The organism is Caloramator mitchellensis (assembly GCF_001440545.1).
GTDB lineage: Bacteria > Bacillota > Clostridia > Clostridiales > Caloramatoraceae > Caloramator > Caloramator mitchellensis.
This window is the reverse complement of sequence record NZ_LKHP01000002.1, coordinates 1-21,136: the sequence shown is the minus strand read 5'-3', so window position 1 is coordinate 21,136 and position 21,136 is coordinate 1. Positions and strand designations below refer to the sequence as shown.

Here is a 21,136-nt window from a genome sequence, read left to right as displayed (position 1 = left end):
ATGAATATTGTTGAGAAACTGGGAATAAATAACGAAGTAATTACCATTGTTGGAGGCGGCGGTAAGACAAGCATAATGTTTAAAATAGCAAGTGAATTGAAAAGCCAAAATAAAAGGGTGCTTGTAACTACTACTACTAAAATGTATTATCCAACTGAAGGGCAATGCGACCAGTATTTTAATTTTGATGATTTTGATATTAAAAATATAAAGTGCAATATAATTGTTGTATGCAAAGAGGTTTTAAGGCAGGATAAGGTCTTAGGGCTTGATGTGGAACAGATTAAGCATTTGCTGGATTTAAATATTTTCGATGCATGTATAATAGAAGGCGATGGTTCCAGGGGAATTTCAATTAAGGCACCTGAGGAATTTGAGCCGGTTGTTCCAATTTTCTCGAAAATGGTTATTGGAGTTATTGGAGCGGATGCATTGTATAAAGAAATTAATGACAAAAATGTTTTTAGGGTTGTAAAATTTTGTAAAGTTACGGGGTCTAATAAGGGCGATTTGCTGGATGAAAAAGTTGTCTCAAAGCTGATTAATTCAGATAATGGGCTTTTTAAAGAAACACCATCGATGGCAAGAAAAATAGCGGTTATAAATAAGGTTGATGATGAATATAAAGTTGATATTTGCAAAAAAATATTTAGCTTGACTGACTGTGAATTTGCTATATCTTCCATTAAAAACGATTTATTTGAAAAATGGAGATGATTTGATTGGTTTCTATTGTTATATTGGCATCTGGTTTTTCTAATAGAATGGGAAGGGATAAGCTTATTATAGAATTTAAAGGAATAAAAATTATTGAACATACCATCTTAAACGCTGTTAAATCAAAGGCGGATGAAGTTTTAGTTGTTTACAGGGATGAAATTATAAAAAAAATTGCTGAAACATATGGTGCAAAGGCAGTAATTAATGAAAATGCTCACAATGGTCAGAGCCAAGCTGTAATTTGCGGCATTAAAAATTTAAATATCAGGGACGGAGTTTTATTTTTGCCCGGGGATATGCCCTTTTTTGATGTTGAGAGCATAAATAGGCTCATCGACGAATATGAAAAAACTAAAAAAATAGTTTGTCCAGTGTGCCTTTTTAAAAGGAGGGCGCCGGTTATTTTTCCACAGGGCTATATTAATGATTTGCTTAGTTTAACTGGGGATATCGGAGGAAGAGCTATTCTTGAAAAGAATAATGATGTCAGTGAAGTTGCATTTAAAAATTTAAAGCTGTTTTGGGATATTGATGAGTTAAATGATTTGAAATATTCGTCTGGGGAAACAGTTATTATTAGAGGGGCAGGGGATATTGCATCAGGAGTGGCGCTAAGGCTTTTTAGATGTGGGTTTAATATAATTATGCTTGAAACAAATAATCCTTCTGTAATTAGAAGAAGGGTAGCATTTGCTTCGGCTGTTTTTAACAAAGAAGCTGATGTTGAAGGGGTTAAAGGTATATTGGCAGGCTATTCTGATATTGAAAGCATATGGAGGATTGGAGCCATCCCTGTCATAATTGATGAAAATTTAGATATATTGAACCATATTGAGGTTGATATTTTAATAGATGCAATACTTGCGAAGAAAAATCTCGGGATGATGAAGAGCATGGCACCTCTGACTATTGGACTAGGACCGGGATTTGAGGCGGGTGTGGATGTTCATGCTGTGATAGAGACAAACAGGGGACATAACCTTGGAAGGGTTTATTATAAAGGATTTGCTGAAAAGAATACGGGGACTCCGGGAGACGTTTTAGGATTTAAAGAAGAAAGGGTATTAAGAGCACCCTGCAATGGGAAAGTAATATTAGTAAAGGATATTGGAGACTTTGTTAAAAAGGGAGAAACATTGCTAATGGTTAATGAATTAGAAGTGAAGTCAAAGATAGATGGGATTGTAAGGGGAATTATTAAAGATGGTTATGAAGTTTTAGAGGGAATGAAAATAGGCGATGTTGACCCGAGGGGAAAGAAAGAATATTGTTTTACTGTTTCTGAGAAAGCCCTTGCAATTGCGGGCGGAGTGCTGGAGGCTATTTTAAATTTTAGGATGAATAAAAGAGGTGGGGAAAGTGGAGGAAAAGGTTATTCAAAAAATACTTGAAGCTACTCGAAAAAACAAGGGAGCAGCTCTTTGCACAATTACGAATACATACGGTTCATCACCAGGCAAGGAAGGATTTATGATGGCTGTATTTGAAGATGGGAATATTATTGGAACTGTAGGCGGAGGGATATTAGAGGGGCAGGTTACAAAAGACGCAGTTGAGGCGATAAAATTAGGAAAAAGCGTTAATAAGACATATATCTTGAGCGATGCGGGTTTAAAATCCAAGTGCGGTGGCAAGGTAGATGTATTTATTAAAACATTTTCAAGAAGGAATAAGCTGATAATTGTAGGCGGAGGGCATGTTGCTTTGGAAATATACAAATTTGCAAAGCTATTAGATTTTTATATAGTTATATTTGAAGATAGAGAAGAATTTGCAAACAAGGAAAGATTTGAAGATGCAGATGAAATTATAGTTGGAGATATAGGAAAAGAACTTGAAAACTACAATATAGATGAAAACTGCTTTATAGTTATTGTAACAAGGGGCCATGAACAGGATGAAATTGCGTTAAAAAGTGTAATCAATAGCAGCGCAAATTACATTGGAATGATAGGAAGCATCAATAAGGTTAGGTTTATCTTTGATAGATTAAAGCAAGAAGGATTACAAGAGCAAATAAAAAGGGTGTATGCTCCAATAGGATTAAGACTTGGAGGTGATACACCTTCGGAGATTGCCCTTAGCATTTTGTCTGAGATAATGCTTGTCAAAAATAAAGGAAGACTAGAACATTCAAAGTTTGTAGAGTTTTAGCAATTTAATAGTTTTATCGATTATAAAATCTGGGTCAAGGGGTTTGGCTGATTTTCAAGTATAATTTCATTGCTTATTGGTAGTGTAAAGGTAAAATTGCTTCCAACATTAACAGAGCTCTCTACCCAAATTCTTCCTCTATGATATTCAACAATTTGTTTGCAAATTGCAAGGCCAAGTCCTGTCCCACTTGGTTTATATTGTAAGTTATTATTATAAATTTGGTTAAATTTATCGAAAATTTTCGGGATATTTTCTTCTGCAATTCCAATGCCTGTATCAATCACAGATATATAAACATATCTATCATCAAACTTCGATTCAATAGTAATTGAGCCATTGTTTGTAAATTTTACAGCATTAGAAATAAGGTTAATCATAACTTGAATTATCCTATCTTTATCTCCATATACATATGGGGTATTATGAGCTATTTTTTTAATAATGTTGAGCCCCTTCACCTCATATAATAAAGATGTTGCACTTAATGAATGATTAATAGCTTCAACAATTGAAAAGGATTTCATGTCCCAATCTATTTTTCCTGATTCAATTTTTGACAAGTCTAATACATCATTTATCAGGTTAGTAAGCCTTTTACTTTCAGATATTATTATTTCTACGTTATCTATAATTTGTTGTATAGACTTAGCTAGTTTAATATCATCTTTATTAATTAAGGGAAAAATTATATTATTTATTCTTTTCTTGACCAAATTTGAAAACCCGAGGATTGATGTAAGGGGTGTTCGTATCTCGTGTGAAATCATATTAATAAAGTCAGTTTTTAATCTGTCAATCTCTAATAGCCTTTGATTTGTTTCTATTAAACTAAGTTCGGCACGCTTAATTTTATCGATATCCAAAATTGAAACAATAATATTTCTAGTATTAGCTATCGTTGCCAAATTCATTATTACATATCTCTCTTTTTTTTGGTTCAAAATCAGTTTAAACTCATTGCTATATATTATAAACTTAGAATCAGAAAAGATATTGCTAAAATCCGCTTGAAGTTTTTTAACATCATTTTCATGCATAAAATCGCAAAGCCTAAGTTTATTTTCAATTTCTTCCTTACTATATCCTGAAAATTTTGTAAATTCAGTATTTGCAAGATTTATTATTCTATCATTATTAATTATCAACATCGGAGTAGCTGTGCATTCAAAAATAGATTTATACATTTTTTCACTTTTTAATAAATCTTGTTGATATTCTTCTATAGTATTTAGTAGTTTGTTAATAGATAAGGCAAGCTCAGAAAGTTCATCATTTCCTTTATAATAGATTTTTTGCGTCACATCTAAATTTTTTGTAATATTAATTACATCATCCTTCATTTTAAACACTTTCTTTAACACAAATTGATTTATTAAGTTTATGAACAATATGATTGAAAAAAGAGAAAGAAGTGAAACCGCAATAAGAAAATAATTTACAGTTCTTTTGCCTTCAATGTATCCATTTCGTTTTGTTTGAATAGTAATGACAATGTTTGGATTGTTCCAGATATCATTGTATAGTGAAAATAAGTTAATATTATTTCCATTTGAAATGCAAGTGAAGGTCTCTTGTTCCGAGGGGAGTTTTAATTTTTGAGGTGAATTTAATTTCATATATGAATAGTTCAATACATCAAAACTTAAGTTAATTGTTTTGGATAATCTTTCTATCTCATATTTATCTAGATACCGAATCATTATAAAAATACCAGCTGGTGGTGAATTTCCAGTATTATCCCTTATAGGTTGTGAAGAATATAAAGCTGGAATTTCATTTATAAAAAAAATTCCTTTTATATTTTGGTTTAAATTTATTAAATTGGAATCTCTGTTGTTTATTTTATCTAACAAAGATTCAGGTATTTCTAATATCATATCGTTATTAAAATCATAGTATTTTTGATAAAGTATATTATAATTTGAATCTAGGATTAATATTAAATTTGTCCTTATTCTTTTAATAGTTTCTTTTGGAAATTCATTTTCAAAGTCTTTGTTTTTCCCGAGAACGTAGTCATAAGCCTGATCCCAATTAGCGTAGTCTTGATTTGTGAAGTCAAGGTCAGTTAAATCATCATCAATTATCTGCTCTACTGATTTTATTCTTGAAATCATCGATTCATTTTCTATATCCTCAAAACGTTTTAATATGATATTATATGAAGAAAAATAGAGTATATGAAGTATAGTCAGGTAAAATATAAACGTAGATAATAAAATTTTGGTTTTTATTTTCATTTTAACCACCTCGTTTGTTAATAGTATATGAAGAAAGAGGTGGATTGGATAAAAAAAGAGCCATGAAGGCTCAATCTCATGGGATTATTCTTTTATTTTGGAGCAAATCGATATTTTCCATAGGTGTATTTGGATTTTCTGGGACAGTAGATACCTCATAAATATCGTCAAGGTCAATTCTACCCTTTGGCATTTCAGGCCAAAAAAGTGCATTGTTTGTTCTCTCCAAAATTGGGTAGCCAAGTCCCGTAGGATGATAGATGTCAGTTACATGTTCATCTATTTGTCTTTGGTCAGCATCATCGTTTTTTGGTGGTCTTGTCATAAAATCACTCCTTTTGCTGAATTTTTATATATTATGTGTGATTTTTTGGGAAAAAATACAAAAATAAAAAGTAAAAAATAAAAAAATTATATGCTATAATATTTTCAGGTGGTGGTTAGATGAAAATAGATGAGGCGGTAAGATTGATACAAATAATGATGATGCAGCAATTGACTCAGCAATCCAGCATAGATGGGACTAGCCAGAACACAGAGCTTTTCAAGAGCATTTTAGAGGGCCTTTTGAAGGCACAGACTAATGAAAATTCTGTAAACCAGCAACAAACTGGCGCAGCCAGCAGCAACTTAGATAAGCCTGAGGAGCAATCGGATGGGCTAAAGTCGACTACAATTGAAGCTGCAATTAAAGAGGCTTCGAGAAAATATGGGGTTGATGAAGCGCTTATAAGAGCGGTTATAAAGCAGGAGTCTGGATTTAATCCAAAGGCAGTATCTTCTGCAGGCGCCATGGGGCTTATGCAGCTAATGCCTTCGACAGCAAAATCGCTTGGAATTGATAATCCATTTGACCCTATTGAAAATATAGAAGGTGGAACAAAATATTTGAGAAGATTAATTGATTCATTTAAAGGACAAAAGGAACTTGCCTTGGCAGCATATAACGGTGGAATAGGCAGAATGAATAGACGCGGTGTGGATACTGTTGAAGAAATCGTAAAAATGCCTAATGAAACTGTTAATTATGTTGATAAAGTAATGAAAAATTATCAAAAATATAAATCTGTAGATAGAAAGGCTTGATTCCTGAGGGGGGATTTGTTTTGGAACCTTATGGTTTAGTTCTAGGTGGCGGAGGAGCCAAAGGCGGTTATGAAATTGGGGTATGGAAGGCCCTTAGGGAGCTTCAAATCCCAATTAAGGCGGTAACGGGAACATCTGTAGGTGCATTAAATGGTGCTTTGATTGTTCAGGGAGAATTTGAAAAAGCTATTGATATTTGGACAAATCTTTCAATAGAAAACGTTGTAAAAGTAGAAAAGGAAATTGAAGTTGCAAAAGAATCAGATAAAAAATTTATTTCAATTTTTAACACTATAAAAAATTTGATAACAAATGGGGGATTAGATGTTACTCCCCTAAGAGAGCTTATCAACAATATTTTAGATGAAGAAAAAATAAGAAAGTCTGATATAGATTTTGGGATAGTGACATTTTCGCTGTCCGATTTTAAACCGGTTGAACTTTTTAAGGATGAAATCCCAGAGGGAAGCCTTGCTGATTATTTATTAGCAAGCGCATGTTTTCCTGCCTTTAGACCCCATGAGATTGGAGAAAAGAAGTTCATAGACGGTGGTATTTACGACAATATCCCTTTAGGACTAATGCTTAAAAAGGATATTCGTAATATTATAGTTGTTGATATCTCAGGTGTTGGATTGGTTAGAAAGGTTAATAAAAAGGGAGTCAATATCGTTGAAATTAAGAATTCAGATGATTTAGGTGGAACGCTTGATTTTAATGGAGAAAGGTCGATTAAGAATATAGAATTGGGATATCTTGATGCAATGAAGGCCTTTGGAAAATTTAAGGGCTATAAATATTTTTTCAAACCAAACGAAGAATTCGATGAAACAAAGGAAATGTTTAGGAATTTAGATATAGTTTACTTGAAAAAATTTTACTCCTTTTTAGGATTGGACTTTGGAGCTAAAAAGAATACTACTAATAAAATTGTTTTGGACAAGGTTATAAGGACTATTCAACAATATTCTAATGGTAAATTATCTATGGATAGTATTTTTCCAGCAATGCTTGAAATTACCGCAGAACAACTTGGAATAGATAGAAGAAGGCTTTATACATTAAATGAACTTACTGATTTGATTCTTGAAGAATATCAAAGGACTATAAGCAGCGATAATTTTAGGGAAAAGATGCCGTGGATTAACAAGCTATTGACAAGCAGAACACAGCTTGAGTTCGATAGAGAAATTTTGAAGAACGGTTTTGAAAAAAAATATTTGATTTCATTTGATGCCAATGCTTCTGAACTTGACGATAAAATAAAACGCTTTAGAAGATTTGTTGCAATGGCATTCCCCAAAATAATGATTTCAAATATGCTCATTGCATTCTTGCTTGAAAAAAGAACTATTGAATCCAGCAAGAACGAAATAGTAAGCGAATCGGAATAAAGAGCAGAACTAAAACCCTATGAAAGATTTCTAAAGTCGCTTCATCTGCCTTAGTAACTCTTGGCGTTTTCCTTTTCAATAGTCTGTATTTTTGATTGGACTATTGAAAAGGAATAAAACTTTGTGCCGTGGTGAAATGAGTTCGACTTAGAATATCATTCATAGGTTTTTTAATTTGATGTGATTTTTATCCTGCTTGTAATTTTACTAGGTGTGATGATATACTAATAGCGAATGGAGGGAGAAGAGTGAAAAGAGAAAGAATAGATAAGGTTCTTGCAAATTTAGGATATGGAACAAGAAAAGAAATAAAAAAGATGTGCAGAAACGGTGAGGTTGAGGTCAATGGGGAAATCGTAAAGGACAGCTCCGAACATATAGACCCATTTAATGATGCCATTACAGTTAACGGAGAAAGGGTTGAATATAAGGAATTTATATATTTGATGCTTAATAAACCACAGGGCGTTATCACTGCTACATACGACGAAGTTGAAAGAACGGTTATCGATTTGATCGATGATGAGTATTTAGTTTTTTCACCATCACCCGTTGGAAGGCTTGATAAGGATACAGAGGGACTTTTACTTATAACAAACGATGGAGAACTTAATCATCTTCTTTTATCGCCTAAAAGGCATGTTCCTAAAAAATATTATGCAAAGGTAGAGGGTAGAGTAACTTTAGAGGATGTTGAACGGTTTAAGGAAGGTGTTGTTCTTGATGATGGATACAAGACAATGCCTTCAGAACTTGAAATTTTAGCAAGCGGTGAAATATCCGAAATTGAGCTTATTATATACGAAGGAAAATATCATCAGGTAAAAAGAATGTTTGAGGCAGTAGGCAAAAGGGTAATTTATCTTAAAAGGATTGAATTTGGACCTTTAAAGCTCGACGAGAATTTAGAGGCTGGGGAGTATAGGGAGCTTTCTGAAGAGGAGCTATTAATGTTAAAAGAGGCTGTTAAGAAAAAATGATAGACATGTTTAAAATATATTTGTTTTAGGATATAATTATAGTGAAGGGAGTTGAGTTTATGGAGGAGATGTTGAAGCTCATCCTGCAGGAAGTTAGAAGCATTAACAAACGACTTGATAATGTAGAGAATGATGTTGCAGGATTGAGAGCCGATGTAAGCGGAGTAAAAGCAAACCAAGAACGCATGCAGGAAGACATAAGCAGCTTAAAGGCGAACCAAGAGCGCATGCAGGAAGACATAAGCAGCTTAAAGGCGAACCAAGAGCGCATGCAGGAAGACATAAGCAGCTTAAAAGCAAACCAGGAACGCATGCAAGAAGACATAAGCAGCTTAAAAGCAAACCAGGAACGCATGCAAGAAGACATAAGCAGCTTAAAGGCGAACCAAGAGCGCATGCAGGAAGACATCGATATGATGAAGACAGACATAAGCAGTCTAAAAGCAAACCAGGCTGAAACCAACTTAAGGCTTGAAAGGCTGGAGGAAGGACAGAATAGAATGGAAAAGAAGTTAGATGCAGTTTTTGACCAAACAGCTAAACTAACTGAATTTAAAACATATGTGATTGAAAAGATTGAAGATATTTCAAATGACATTGAATTTCTAAAATACAAAGAGAAAAAGAATGAAGAGGATTTGTTTATAATAAAGAGAAATTTTAGAGCAATAAAAGGCATTTAGCCTTTTATTTTTTTGTCTAATCAACTTATTGTTTGGCAATAATTTATTAGTAATGATATAATATATAGGAAATTGGATTTGAGGAGGATTTTATGCTTAATCTTGATTTATTAAATAAGGAGCAATACGAAGCTGTAGTTTCAATAAATGGACCACTTTTGATACTTGCAGGAGCAGGCTCAGGTAAGACAAGGGTTTTAACTTTTAGAATAGCTTATCTAATAGAAAACGGGGTTCATCCGGCCAATATACTTGCGATTACATTCACAAATAAGGCTGCAGATGAAATGAAAAATAGAGTCATTGACCTAGTAGGCCCAGAGGCAAACTATATGTGGATAAGCACCTTCCATTCAGCCTGCGTAAGAATTTTAAGGCAGGAAATTGAAAGATTGGGTTACGGCAAGAACTTTGTAATATTTGATACAAACGACCAGGAAAAGCTGATGAAGGATGTTTTAAAGGAGCTGAATTTGAGTGAAAAGGTATATCCTCCAAAGGAGATGCTCGGAAAGATTGGAAGCGCTAAGGATAAATTGATAGATGCAAATGAGTTTTATAGAAGAAACGCAAAGGATTTCAGGAATCAAAAAATTGCAGAAATATATGCATATTACCAGAAAAAATTAAAGGATAACAACGCACTGGATTTTGATGATTTGATATTTAAAACCGTTCAGCTATTCAGGGAAAATCCAGACATATTGAGGTATTATCAAAAGAAGTTTAAATACATATTAGTCGATGAGTATCAGGACACAAACAAGGCACAATATGAGCTAATAAATCTTCTTGCAAAGGAGCACAGAAACCTTTGTGTAGTAGGCGATGATGACCAGGCGATTTACACGTTCCGCGGTGCAGATATATCAAATATACTCGATTTTGAAAGCGATTATAAAGATGCAAAGGTGATAAAGCTCGAACAGAATTACAGGTGCACAAAGAGAATACTCGACGCTGCAAACTATGTGATAGCAAATAATGAAAACCGTAAGAACAAAAGGCTCTGGACACAAAACAAATTAGGCGATGAGATAAAACTATTCAGGGCTGATTATGATACAGAAGAGGCACAGTTTATCACTAACGAAATAATAAAATTAAATGCGAAGGGATATAGCTTCAGGGATTTTGCAATTCTATATAGAACTAATGCGATGTCGCGTATATTAGAAGAAGCGTTTGTAACAAGCAGTATACCATATAGAGTTATAGGGGCTTTTAAATTCTATGATAGGAAAGAAGTAAGGGATATACTTGCATATCTCAAATTTATAAACAATCCTCAAGATAGCATAAGCCTCGAAAGGATTATTAATACACCAAAAAGAGGCATAGGTGATGCTACAATATTAAAATACAAAGAATTTGCTGCAAGAAACGATTTGAGCCTTTTTGAAGCTTTTAAAAGAAGCAACGAAGTTGATGGAGTTGGTGCAAGAGCTGTTAGTGCAATAAATAGATTTGTAACATTGATTAACTATTTCATCAATTCAAAGGACCAAATTTCAGTTGCAGAGCTTATAAACGAAGTATTAGAAAAATCAGGTTATTTAGCTGAGCTGCAAAATGAAAAGACCGAAGAGGCAAACGCAAGGATTGAAAACCTTCAGGAACTTTATTCATCTGCTGTTGAATTTGAGCAGAAGGCTGAGGTTAAAACACTTGATGCTTATTTAGAAAGAATTGCCCTTGTATCCGACCAGGATAATCTAGATGAAAAAGGCGGAGTAACTTTAATGACGGTTCATGCTGCTAAAGGGCTTGAATTTCCTGTTGTATTCATAGCAGGAATGGAAGAAGGCATATTTCCACACTTTTCTGCAAGGGATGATGAGGATGAACTTGAGGAAGAAAGAAGGCTTTGCTATGTTGCAATAACAAGAGCAAAAGAACAGCTCTATTTAACCTGCGCAAAGCAGAGGATGTTATTTGGAAGAACTTCATTTAATCCTATATCTTCATTTGTTGAAGAAATACCAGAGGACTTAATAGACGATATTTCACAATATAAGAAGAAAAAACCTACTTCTTCGCTTTATGAGCCAGCATTTCAAAGCAGTTTGACAAGAACTAATTCCAGCCATGGCATTGAGGCAAGGGTTAGTGTAAATGCTGAGGTTAAGGCATATTCAAATGTTCAAATAAAACTTGGTGATAAAGTTAAGCATAAAATATTTGGACATGGAATTGTAGTTGCGATAAAAGATGTAAAGCAGGATAAACAGGTGACGATAAGTTTTGATAAAAGCGGAGTTAAAACACTTCTATTATCAACAGCGCCTCTTGAGGTAGTTTAGGGGGGAGAATATGGAAGATATAAGAAAAAGGATTGAGGATTTAAGGGAATTGATTGAATACCACAATCACAAATATTATGTAGAGGATAGTCCTGAAATTAGCGACTTTGAATACGACAATCTTATGAGGGAACTTAAGAAACTTGAAGAGCAGCACCCTGAGTTCAAGTCTCCAAATTCACCTACTGAAAGGGTGGGAGGTAAGCCTTTAAAGGAATTTAACCAGGTAGTTCATTCAGTTCCGATGTTGTCACTTCAGGATGTGTTCTCATTTGAAGAGCTAAGGGATTGGAACAATAGAGTTGTATCTGCTGTTGGTGAAGTTGAATACGTTGTAGAACTAAAAATAGACGGACTTTCGGTATCCATTCTTTATGAAAATGGTGAACTTATAAGGGCTGCCACAAGAGGAGATGGGAATGTTGGAGAGGATGTTACATTAAACATTAAAACAATAAAATCGCTTCCACTAAGAATTAAAGATAATAATTTGCTGGAGGTTCGTGGCGAAGTATACATGCCTAAAAAGGAATTCGAAAGGCTTAATGAAGAGAGGGAAATATTAGAGCTTTCTTTATTTGCAAACCCAAGAAACGCTGCAGCAGGTTCTCTAAGGCAGCTTGACCCTAAAATAACTGCGCAGAGAAAATTGGATTTATTTATATTCAACATACAAAGGTATGGCGGAGATGAATTAAAAACTCACAAAGATGCTCTTGAATACTTAAAGGACTTAGGGTTTAAGGTTAGCCCGGTGAGGTTTGTAAGCAGCGATATTGAAGAAGTGATAGAAAAAATAAAGGAGCTTGGAGAGACAAGGGGAGATTTGCCCTACGATATAGACGGTATTGTAATCAAGGTAAACGAGCTTCAAAAGAGAGAAATATTAGGTCAAACAGCTAAAACTCCAAGGTGGGCTGTAGCCTACAAATACCCTGCTGAGAAGAAAAAGACAAAACTTAAGGATATAGTTTTGCAGGTTGGAAGGACTGGAGCTATAACTCCAACGGCTATATTAGAGCCTGTAAGAATTGCAGGAACTGTAGTTTCAAGAGCAACACTTCATAATGAGGATTATATAAAGGAAAAGGATATTAGAATAGGGGACAGCGTCATAATTCAAAAGGCAGGCGAAATAATACCAGAGGTTTTAGAGGTTGTATTCGATGATAGGGATGGAAGCGAAATAGAGTTTACAATGCCAAATATATGCCCAGAATGCGGGGCAACAGCTGTTAGGGAAGATGGTGAGGCGGTATTAAGATGCACAAACATATCCTGCCCAGCTCAGATTAAAAGAAGCATTGTTCACTTTGCATCGAGGGATGCGATGAATATTGAAGGGTTAGGTCCTCAGATTGTTAACCTGCTCATTGAAAACAATATAATTAAAGATGCTGCTGACCTTTATTTTATAAAAGCTGATGAGCTTGAAAGTTTACCGAGGATGGGTAAAAAATCTGCATCTAAATTAGTAGAAGCGATACAAAACAGCAAAAATAACGATATAGACAAATTTGTTTTTGGACTCGGAATACGTTATGTGGGTTTAAAGTCTGCTAAAAATTTAACAAGATATTTTAAAAGCGTTGAAAACATAATGAATGCAGGGATTGAGGAATTAACTCAGGTAGAAGAGATAGGTTCAACAATTGCAAGAAGCATTTATGATTTTTTCAGGGAGGAACATAATATTAAATTAATCGAAAAGTTTAAAAGTGCAGGTGTTAATTTTAAACTCATTCAGCAGGAAGATAGCACAAATAAAATATTAGAAGGAAAAACAGTAGTAGTAACTGGAACACTAGAAAATTATACAAGGGACGAAATTCAATATTTAATAGAAAAATTGGGTGGCAAAGTTTCGGGCAGCGTTTCAAAGAAAACCAGCTTTGTAATAGTTGGCGAAAGCCCGGGAAGTAAGCTTAAAAAAGCTCAGGAACTTGGCGTTAAAATTTTAAATGAGACTGAATTTAACGAATTGATAAAAGAAGGTAATGCGTTATGAGGTTTATAGAATATGCAATGTGGTTTATAATTCTTTTGACTACGGTAATAACCTTTTTAACCATAATGGTAAGCTACGGATTATTCTATATATCACATTTCACAACTCTTTTACCGTTTGAAGTTTCAATGGTTCTTGTATTACTGCTTTGGGGAATTTATAATATATACAATAACTACCGCCAAAGTAGAAATGCTGTTATCATAAGTTTTCTGCTTGGCGGAATAATGCTCTTATTTATATTGTTTGGAATATATTAAGAAAGGATGTGCAGTATGTCAGTTGATAAAAAGCAGGTCGATTATGTTGCAAAGCTTGCAAGGCTTGAATTCTCAGAGGATGAAAAGGAAAAATTCGTCCAGGATTTTAATAACATACTTCAATTTGTTGAGCAGTTGAAGGAAGTAGATACAGAGAATGTTGAAATAAGCATCACAAATTATGCAGCGTTTAATGTATTAAGGGAAGACAAGATAGAAAAGTCTATGGACAGAGAAGATGCCCTATTGAATGCTCCAGACAAAGAAAATGGTTACTTTAAAGTTCCAAAGGTTGTAGAATAGGAGGCGGTTTCATGCATTTTAAATATGCACACGAGATTAAGGACCTTTTAATAAAGAAAGAAGTTAGCGCCGAAGAGGTTGTTAAATCATCAATAGAAAGAATCAAAGAAGTTGACGGTAAAATAGACGCTTTTTTAGAGGTTTTTGAGGAAGACGCAATTGAAAATGCTAAATCAGTTGATAAAAAGATTGCAAATGGAGAAGAAGTAGGCGCCCTTGCAGGTATACCTATGGCTATCAAGGATAATATTTGCTTAAAAAACCAAAAAACAACATGTGCATCAAAAATACTTGAAAATTTCACATCTCCTTATGATGCAACTGTTGTTAGAAAGTTAAAGGAAAGCGATGCTATAATAATTGGAAGATTAAATATGGATGAATTTGCGATGGGCTCATCTACTGAAAATTCATCCATCAAGAAGACAAAAAATCCATATGATTTAGAAAGGGTTCCAGGAGGCTCCTCAGGTGGTTCAGCCGCATCTGTTGCTGCTGGAGAAGTATATTTTTCACTTGGCTCTGACACAGGCGGTTCAATAAGACAACCTGCATCATTGTGTGGAGTAGTAGGATTTAAGCCTACATATGGAAGGGTTTCAAGATATGGACTTGTAGCATTTGCTTCATCACTTGACCAGATAGGGCCATTTACAAGGGATGTAGAGGATTGTGCATTGGTTCTTAATACAATATGCGGAAAGGACAATTTAGATTCAACTTCTGCGAACGTAGATGTTGAGGATTTCACTACATATTTAAACAAGGATATAAAGGGAATAAGAGTAGGACTACCAAAGGAATATTTTGGAGAAGGTATTGATGAAGGTGTGAAAAGGGAAGTTGAGAAGGCCGTGGAAGCTTTAAAACTTTTAGGAGCAGAAGTTAAGGAAATAAGCCTTCCGATGTCAAAGTATTCCCTTCCAGTTTATTATATACTGTCAAGTTCAGAAGCAAGCTCAAATCTTGCAAGATTTGACGGCATAAGATATGGATATAGAGCTGATGAATTTGAAGATTTAGTCGATTTATATGTAAAATCAAGAAGCATAGGATTTGGCAGTGAAGTAAAAAGAAGAATTATGCTTGGAACATATGCTCTTTCATCTGGATATTACGATGCATATTACAAGAAGGCATTAAAGGTTAAGCGACTTATAATAGAGGAATTCAAAAGAGCCTTTGAAGAGGTTGATTTAATAGTTTCGCCAACTTCTCCGTCAGTTGCCTTTAAATTTGGAGAAAAGGCTGACGACCCATTAAAGATGTATTTGTCAGATGTTTGCACAGTTCCTGTCAATATTGCAGGACTTCCTGCAGTTTCTATGCCTGTCGGACTATCTGAGGGGTTACCAGTAGGACTACAGATAATAGGTAATTACTTCCAAGAAGGAAAAATACTAAGTCTTGCAAGTTCAATTGAAAAGATAGTAAACTTCAATGCAAGACCTTTAATATAGGAGGTGCAGTTATGGAATTCGAAGCAGTTATAGGTCTTGAGATACATGCCGAACTTTCAACAAAATCAAAGATATTTTGCGGTTGCACAACTGAGTTTGGAGGAGAAGTAAACACACATTGCTGTCCTGTTTGTTTGGGACTTCCAGGAGCCCTACCTGTCTTAAACAAGGCTGTTGTAGATTATGCGATAAAGGCAGGGATTGCTTTAAATTGCAATATTAATAAAGAGACATATATGGCAAGAAAGAATTATTTCTACCCAGATGCACCAAAGAACTATCAGATTACTCAGCACGAAACTCCTCTTTGCAGCGAAGGGTTTGTTGAAGTTGAAACTGAAGAGGGTTTAAAGAAGATAAGGATTGAAAGAATCCATATAGAAGAAGATGCAGGAAAAGCCCTTCACGAAGGTGATGCTTCTTTTATTGATTTCAACAGGTCGGGGGTTCCTCTTATAGAAATAGTAACTCGCCCTGACATGAGAAGTCCACAGGAAGCAAGGATGTTTTTTGAAAAGCTAAGGTCGATTCTTTTATATACCGAAGTTTCCGACTGCAAGATGCAGGAGGGTTCATTAAGATGTGATGCAAATGTTTCTATAAGGCCAAAGGGTTCCAAAGAATTTGGTGTAAAAACCGAAATAAAAAACATGAACTCCTTCAAGGCGCTAGAGAAGGCATTGGAGTTTGAAATAGAAAGACAGATTAACGCAGTAAGAAATGGAGAGAGGATTGTCCAGGAGACAAGAAGATGGGATGAATCTAAAGGCCAGACTATAGTTATGAGAAGCAAGGAAGAAGCACATGATTATAGATACTTCCCAGAGCCAGACATGGTTTATCTTGTTGTAGATGATAATTGGATTGAAGATATTAAATCAAATATGCCTGAACTTCCTGACCAAAAGAGAAAAAGATACATAGAAAACTATAACCTTCCTGAATACGATGCGGAAATAATAACAGCTTCAAAGGAGCTTGCGGCATTTTTTGAGGAAGCTGTAGCAAATGGAGGAAATCCAAAGTCAATAAGCAACTGGATAATGGGAGAAGTATTGAGAACATTAAACGATAGAGAGATGGAAATAACAGATGTAAAATTTAAACCTGCAGACCTTGTAAAGCTGATTGAACTTGTTGAGAAGGGAACTATTTCAAATACAATCGCTAAGAAGGTATTTGCAGATATGTTCGAAACAGGAAAGCAGCCTGAAAAGATAGTTGAAGAAAAGGGACTTGTTCAAATTTCAGATGAGGGTGCTATAAGAGATATAGTAAACAAAGTTTTAGACGAGAATCCACAGTCGATAGAGGACTTTAAAAACGGCAAGACAAAGGCTATGGGATTCTTAGTGGGACAGATAATGAAGGCTTCAAAGGGTAAAGCAAATCCACAATTAGTTAATAAGTTGTTAGATGAGGAGATAAGAAAAAGATAAAAGCATGCCTATGGCATGCTTTTTTATTATATATCATATAATTCAATAGACATATAATTCAAAAAATTTATAAAATTAAATAAATAAATTAATTCATTCGCAAGATAATTCAAACAATTGATATTGTGAGTTTGATAAATTACTAACATGTTATAAATATTTAATGATTATTGATTTTTCTTGTTTAAAATGTATAATAATGCACTATAGTGAAAAAATGAATTTAATTATATTTCAAAAAAAAAGTTCTTGAATTAAAATTTGGAATACATTATAATTATTTCATGATTTTGAGTTAATTTAAAATATTTTTGCAAATGTATTATGTTAATCTAAATCCTTTAAAAATAAAGAAAAATGAAAAAAAACACACTTTATAGCATTTTAAATTTAAAAGAACGGAATTTTTAAATTTGTGCAAAAATTTAATATGATTTAAAATTAATCTTACCATAAGCAAAAGAGGGGAGAGATCATATGCTAAATTACATCATCAAAAGACTCGTAGCCAGCATAGTAACCCTTTGGGTAATTGCTACAGCGACATTCTTCTTAATGCATGCAATTCCAGGGGGACCATTTGATGGTGAAAAACCACTTCCACCACAAATTAAAGCAAATCTTGAACAAAAATTTGGCTTAAACAAGCCAATATCAGAACAGTATTTTATGTATCTTAAGAATCTTTCAAAGGGAGACTTAGGACCATCGTTAAAGTATGAGGGAAGAACAGTTAATGATATTATCGAATATTCATTCCCAACATCAGCTAAACTTGGACTTGTAACTGTATTATGTTCATTAATATTAGGGACTTATTTGGGTGTTACTGCTGCACTTAACCAAGGAAAATGGCAGGATAGTTTAGTTATGGTAATAGCAACACTTGGAGTTACTGTTCCAAGCTTCGTTTTGGCAACAATGCTTATATACGTTTTTGCAGTAAAATTATTGCTTTTACCATCGATTGGGCTTGAAGGACCTGCCAACTATATAATGCCTGTATTGGCTCTTGGAGGGTATTCTTTATCGTTCATTTCAAGATTAACAAGGTCAAGCCTTCTTGATGTTATTAGACAAGACTATATAAGAACAGCAAAGGCAAAAGGTTTATCAAGAAATGTTGTTATTTATAAACATGCCCTAAGAAACGCACTTATTCCTATAGTTACTTATTTAGGACCACTTATGGCAGGTATATTAACAGGTAGCTTCGTTATCGAAAAGGTATTTGGTATTCCTGGAATGGGTAGAGAATTCGTAACAGGTATATACAACAGAGATTATAGTATGATCATGGGTCTAACAGTATTCGACAGCTTCTTGCTTATATCTTTCAACTTTATAGTTGACTTGTTATATGCAGTTATCGACCCAAGAATCAAACTCGAAGGATAAGGAGGCTAAAATATGGAATACACAAATCTAGAAATATCAAAGGAATTATTTGAAAAAGTTCCTGCTGATGAAAAAAATATAAATGAGATTGTCAGACCAAGCGTAACGTATTGGCAGGATGCATGGAGAAGACTTAAGCAGAACAAACTTTCAATGGGTGGATTAATTTTTGTTGTATTCATTACATTGATTGCTATAATTGGACCATATATATCGCCATATAATTACTTTTCACAGGACTTCAGCATAGCAAACCAAGGGCCAAGCTCGGCACACTGGTTTGGAACTGACCCATTTGGTAGAGATATATTTACAAGAATACTTTATGGAGCAAGAATTTCACTTATTGTTGGTTACGCAGCAAGTATTCTTAATTTAACAATTGGTATTCTTTACGGCGGTGTTTCAGGTTACTTTGGTGGAAAAGTAGACAACCTTATGATGAGAATTGTAGATACACTTTATGCAATTCCAATGCTTCTTTACGTAATTCTTATAATGGTAGTTATAGGTGCCGGATTAAAGAGTATAATTTTTGCCCTTGCAATAGCATACTGGCTCTCAATGGCCAGAATAGTTAGAGCACAGGTTCTTTCACTAAAACAACAGGAATTTGTTCTTGCTGCAAAGACGCTTGGTGCTCCTCATATGAGAATTATATTAAGACACTTGATTCCAAATAGTATGGGACCAATTATTGTTACATTAACATTATCAGTTCCATCAGCTATTTTTACAGAAGCTTTCTTAAGCTTTATAGGTCTTGGGGTTTCTGCTCCTATGGCTTCTTGGGGTGTATTAGCATCAGAGGCAATGGAAACGCTCTATATTTATCCATACCAGATGCTTTTCCCAGCGCTTGCGATTTCATTAACAATACTTGCATTCAACTTCCTTGGTGACGGATTAAGAGACGCGCTCGATCCAAAGATGCGTAAGTAGGAGGTATACTATGGAAAAATTACTTGATATAAAGAATTTGAAGACGTCTTTCTTCACACATGTAGGAGAAGTAAAAGCAGTTAGAGGAGTTTCCTTTCATCTTGATAAAGGTGAAGCTCTTGGAATAGTTGGGGAATCAGGTAGTGGTAAAAGTATTACCATGATGTCTGTTATGAGACTTCTTGCAGACAACGGAAAGATAATAGATGGAGAAATAATGTTTGACGGAAGAGACCTTGCAAAAGTATCTGAACAGGATATGCAAAAAATTAGAGGAAATGAAATTGGAATGATATTCCAGGACCCAATGACTTCATTGAATCCTGTTTTAACAATTGGTGACCAATTAACTGAACATCTTCTTAAGCATAAAAATATTTCAAAGCAGGATGCTATGAAAAAAGCTGTAGAAATGCTTAAACTTGTTGGTATTCCAAGCCCTGAAAAGAGAATATCTCAATATCCACATGAGTTTTCAGGTGGTATGAGACAAAGAGTTATGATAGCTATGGCACTTATAACTGAGCCAAAGCTTCTTATAGCAGATGAGCCAACGACAGCACTTGACGTTACAATACAGGCTCAGATTCTTGAACTTATGAAGGATTTGAAGGATAAAATTAATACTTCTATTATTCTAATAACCCATGACCTGGGTGTTGTTGCCGATGTATGTAACAGAATTAACGTAATGTATGGCGGATTAGTCGTAGAAACAGGAAAAACCAGTGAAATCTTCTACAATCCAAGACATCCATATACATGGGGGCTTTTAAGAAGTATACCTAATCCAAAGGCAAAGGAAAGGCTAAAACCAATCGATGGACAGCCACCAGATCTTTTAAAACCACCTGCAGGATGTCCATTTGCTCCAAGATGTGAATATGCTATGAAGGTTTGTATGACGCATATGCCTCCATTATTTGAAGTAGGCGATAATCATAGAGCGGCTTGCTGGTTAAATCACAAGGACGCTCCAAAGGTTGAAGCACCGGTTGGAAGGAGGCACGTATAATGGAACAAAATAAAACTTTAATCGAAATAAAAAATTTGAAAATGTATTTTCCAATAAAAAGAGGACTATTTGGAAAACAAGTAAGTTATGTTAAAGCAGTTGACGATGTTTCATTCAGCATTAAAAAGGGGGAAACGTTAGGCCTTGTTGGAGAATCGGGCTGTGGGAAGACAACAACTGGAAGAACAATTATAAAGTTATATGAACCAACTGATGGTCAAATAATATATGATGGTGTAGATATAGCAAAGTATTCACCAAACCAAATGCTTCCTTATAGAAAAAAGATGCAGATGATTTTCCAGGACCCTTATGCATCGTTAAATCCTAGAATGACTGTTGGAGATATAATAGGTGAAGCAATTGATATTCACAAACTTATGAGTGGCAAAGAAAGAATGGAAAGAATTCAATATCTATTGAATGTTGTAGGCTTAAATAGCGAACATGCAAACAGATATCCACACGAATTCTCCGGCGGTCAAAGACAAAGAATAGGTATTGCAAGGTCGCTTGCAGTTCAACCTGAATTTATTATATGCGACGAGCCAATATCAGCGCTTGACGTTTCAATACAGGCGCAGGTTGTAAATATGCTTGAGGATTTGCAAAGAGATTTTGGTTTAACTTATTTATTCATAGCACATGATTTATCCATGGTTAAGCATATATCAAATAGAGTAGGAGTTATGTATCTTGGAAAGATGGTAGAGCTTGCAGAGAGCAATGAGCTATATGCAAAGCCAAT

The 21,136-nt window shown here is 34.5% G+C and carries 19 protein-coding genes; 17 read left to right on the top strand and 2 right to left on the bottom strand.

The window, feature by feature from the left end:
• Genes yqeC through ABG79_RS01715 form a run of 3 tightly spaced genes read left to right on the top strand, consistent with a single transcriptional unit; the run spans window position 1 to window position 2,874 of the window.
• Window positions 1-717 carry a selenium cofactor biosynthesis protein YqeC gene (gene yqeC, locus ABG79_RS01725; RefSeq protein ID WP_057976503.1) on the top strand — a complete coding sequence of 239 codons (717 nt, stop codon included), beginning with the start codon at window positions 1-3 and terminating at the stop codon, window positions 715-717.
• Window positions 718-722: 5 nt separating this feature from the next.
• Window positions 723-2,111, top strand: a complete 1,389-nt coding sequence (yqeB, locus tag ABG79_RS12770; RefSeq protein WP_083490283.1) for a selenium-dependent molybdenum cofactor biosynthesis protein YqeB — start codon at window positions 723-725, stop codon at window positions 2,109-2,111.
• On the top strand, window positions 2,080-2,874 hold the full coding sequence (locus tag ABG79_RS01715; RefSeq protein ID WP_057976501.1) for an XdhC family protein: 795 nt from the start codon (window positions 2,080-2,082) through the stop codon (window positions 2,872-2,874). Before yqeB ends, ABG79_RS01715 begins: the two co-directional genes overlap by 32 nt.
• 20 nt (window positions 2,875-2,894) lie before the next feature.
• Here ABG79_RS01715 and ABG79_RS01710 read toward each other — a convergent pair whose 3' ends face one another.
• Window positions 2,895-5,117 carry a sensor histidine kinase gene (locus tag ABG79_RS01710; RefSeq protein WP_057976499.1) on the bottom strand — a complete coding sequence of 741 codons (2,223 nt, stop codon included), beginning with the start codon at window positions 5,115-5,117 and terminating at the stop codon, window positions 2,895-2,897.
• 76 nt (window positions 5,118-5,193) lie between these two features.
• On the bottom strand, window positions 5,194-5,442 hold the full coding sequence (locus ABG79_RS01705; protein WP_057976497.1) for a hypothetical protein: 249 nt from the start codon (window positions 5,440-5,442) through the stop codon (window positions 5,194-5,196).
• Between the two features lie 119 nt (window positions 5,443-5,561).
• Here ABG79_RS01705 and ABG79_RS12730 point away from each other — a divergent pair, with 119 nt between their 5' ends.
• The 14 genes from ABG79_RS12730 to ABG79_RS01635 form a co-directional block, all read left to right on the top strand.
• A complete protein-coding gene (locus ABG79_RS12730; protein ID WP_057976494.1) occupies window positions 5,562-6,203 on the top strand; it encodes a lytic transglycosylase domain-containing protein in 642 nt (213 codons plus the stop codon).
• A 20-nt stretch (window positions 6,204-6,223) separates the two neighbouring features.
• A complete protein-coding gene (locus ABG79_RS01695) occupies window positions 6,224-7,597 on the top strand; it encodes a patatin-like phospholipase family protein (protein WP_057976492.1) in 1,374 nt (457 codons plus the stop codon).
• A 248-nt stretch (window positions 7,598-7,845) separates the two neighbouring features.
• The gene (locus ABG79_RS01690) at window positions 7,846-8,577 is read left to right on the top strand and encodes a pseudouridine synthase (protein ID WP_083490280.1); all 732 of its coding nucleotides are present in this window, start codon (window positions 7,846-7,848) and stop codon (window positions 8,575-8,577) included.
• A 59-nt stretch (window positions 8,578-8,636) separates the two neighbouring features.
• Window positions 8,637-9,260, top strand: coding sequence for a hypothetical protein (locus tag ABG79_RS01685; RefSeq protein WP_057976490.1), 624 nt, complete (start codon window positions 8,637-8,639; stop codon window positions 9,258-9,260).
• A gap of 92 nt (window positions 9,261-9,352) precedes the next feature.
• Window positions 9,353-11,563, top strand: a complete 2,211-nt coding sequence (gene pcrA, locus ABG79_RS01680) for a DNA helicase PcrA (protein WP_057976488.1) — start codon at window positions 9,353-9,355, stop codon at window positions 11,561-11,563.
• Between the two features lie 10 nt (window positions 11,564-11,573).
• The gene (ligA, locus tag ABG79_RS01675) at window positions 11,574-13,571 is read left to right on the top strand and encodes an NAD-dependent DNA ligase LigA (protein WP_057976486.1); all 1,998 of its coding nucleotides are present in this window, start codon (window positions 11,574-11,576) and stop codon (window positions 13,569-13,571) included.
• Window positions 13,568-13,831: a hypothetical protein gene (locus ABG79_RS01670; protein ID WP_057976484.1), complete on the top strand. Its 264-nt coding sequence runs from the start codon at window positions 13,568-13,570 to the stop codon at window positions 13,829-13,831. The genes ligA and ABG79_RS01670 overlap by 4 nt, the downstream gene beginning before the upstream one ends.
• Before the next feature lie 15 nt (window positions 13,832-13,846).
• Window positions 13,847-14,134, top strand: coding sequence for an Asp-tRNA(Asn)/Glu-tRNA(Gln) amidotransferase subunit GatC (gene gatC / locus ABG79_RS01665; RefSeq protein WP_057976482.1), 288 nt, complete (start codon window positions 13,847-13,849; stop codon window positions 14,132-14,134).
• A gap of 11 nt (window positions 14,135-14,145) precedes the next feature.
• On the top strand, window positions 14,146-15,594 hold the full coding sequence (gene gatA / locus ABG79_RS01660; RefSeq protein WP_057976480.1) for an Asp-tRNA(Asn)/Glu-tRNA(Gln) amidotransferase subunit GatA: 1,449 nt from the start codon (window positions 14,146-14,148) through the stop codon (window positions 15,592-15,594).
• Between the two features lie 11 nt (window positions 15,595-15,605).
• Window positions 15,606-17,033, top strand: coding sequence for an Asp-tRNA(Asn)/Glu-tRNA(Gln) amidotransferase subunit GatB (gatB, locus tag ABG79_RS01655; protein ID WP_057976478.1), 1,428 nt, complete (start codon window positions 15,606-15,608; stop codon window positions 17,031-17,033).
• A gap of 477 nt (window positions 17,034-17,510) precedes the next feature.
• Window positions 17,511-18,431 carry an ABC transporter permease gene (locus tag ABG79_RS01650; RefSeq protein ID WP_057976476.1) on the top strand — a complete coding sequence of 307 codons (921 nt, stop codon included), beginning with the start codon at window positions 17,511-17,513 and terminating at the stop codon, window positions 18,429-18,431.
• Window positions 18,432-18,443: 12 nt separating this feature from the next.
• Entirely contained in the window at window positions 18,444-19,373 is a 930-nt protein-coding gene (locus ABG79_RS01645; RefSeq protein WP_057976475.1) for an ABC transporter permease, read from the top strand.
• A gap of 10 nt (window positions 19,374-19,383) precedes the next feature.
• Complete coding sequence (locus ABG79_RS01640) at window positions 19,384-20,388, top strand: ABC transporter ATP-binding protein (RefSeq protein ID WP_057976472.1); 1,005 nt, start codon at window positions 19,384-19,386, stop codon at window positions 20,386-20,388.
• Window positions 20,388-21,136: ABC transporter ATP-binding protein (locus ABG79_RS01635; RefSeq protein WP_057976469.1), on the top strand; the 749-nt coding region annotated here is incomplete at its 3' end. The genes ABG79_RS01640 and ABG79_RS01635, both read left to right, overlap by 1 nt.

What these genes read in the sequence shown, in the direction of transcription:
- gatC (WP_057976482.1), top strand. Translation starts at nt 13,847, where the DNA reads ATGTCAGTTGATAAAAAGCAGGTCGATTATGTTGCAAAGCTTGCAAGG.
- ABG79_RS01685 (WP_057976490.1), top strand. Translation starts at nt 8,637, where the DNA reads ATGGAGGAGATGTTGAAGCTCATCCTGCAGGAAGTTAGAAGCATTAAC.
- ligA (WP_057976486.1), top strand. Translation starts at nt 11,574, where the DNA reads ATGGAAGATATAAGAAAAAGGATTGAGGATTTAAGGGAATTGATTGAA.
- ABG79_RS01650 (WP_057976476.1), top strand. Translation starts at nt 17,511, where the DNA reads ATGCTAAATTACATCATCAAAAGACTCGTAGCCAGCATAGTAACCCTT.
- ABG79_RS12730 (WP_057976494.1), top strand. Translation starts at nt 5,562, where the DNA reads ATGAAAATAGATGAGGCGGTAAGATTGATACAAATAATGATGATGCAG.
- ABG79_RS01710 (WP_057976499.1), bottom strand. Translation starts at nt 5,117, where the DNA reads ATGAAAATAAAAACCAAAATTTTATTATCTACGTTTATATTTTACCTG.
- yqeC (WP_057976503.1), top strand. Translation starts at nt 1, where the DNA reads ATGAATATTGTTGAGAAACTGGGAATAAATAACGAAGTAATTACCATT.
- pcrA (WP_057976488.1), top strand. Translation starts at nt 9,353, where the DNA reads ATGCTTAATCTTGATTTATTAAATAAGGAGCAATACGAAGCTGTAGTT.
- ABG79_RS01670 (WP_057976484.1), top strand. Translation starts at nt 13,568, where the DNA reads ATGAGGTTTATAGAATATGCAATGTGGTTTATAATTCTTTTGACTACG.
- ABG79_RS01645 (WP_057976475.1), top strand. Translation starts at nt 18,444, where the DNA reads ATGGAATACACAAATCTAGAAATATCAAAGGAATTATTTGAAAAAGTT.
- ABG79_RS01640 (WP_057976472.1), top strand. Translation starts at nt 19,384, where the DNA reads ATGGAAAAATTACTTGATATAAAGAATTTGAAGACGTCTTTCTTCACA.
- ABG79_RS01705 (WP_057976497.1), bottom strand. Translation starts at nt 5,442, where the DNA reads ATGACAAGACCACCAAAAAACGATGATGCTGACCAAAGACAAATAGAT.
- gatB (WP_057976478.1), top strand. Translation starts at nt 15,606, where the DNA reads ATGGAATTCGAAGCAGTTATAGGTCTTGAGATACATGCCGAACTTTCA.
- gatA (WP_057976480.1), top strand. Translation starts at nt 14,146, where the DNA reads ATGCATTTTAAATATGCACACGAGATTAAGGACCTTTTAATAAAGAAA.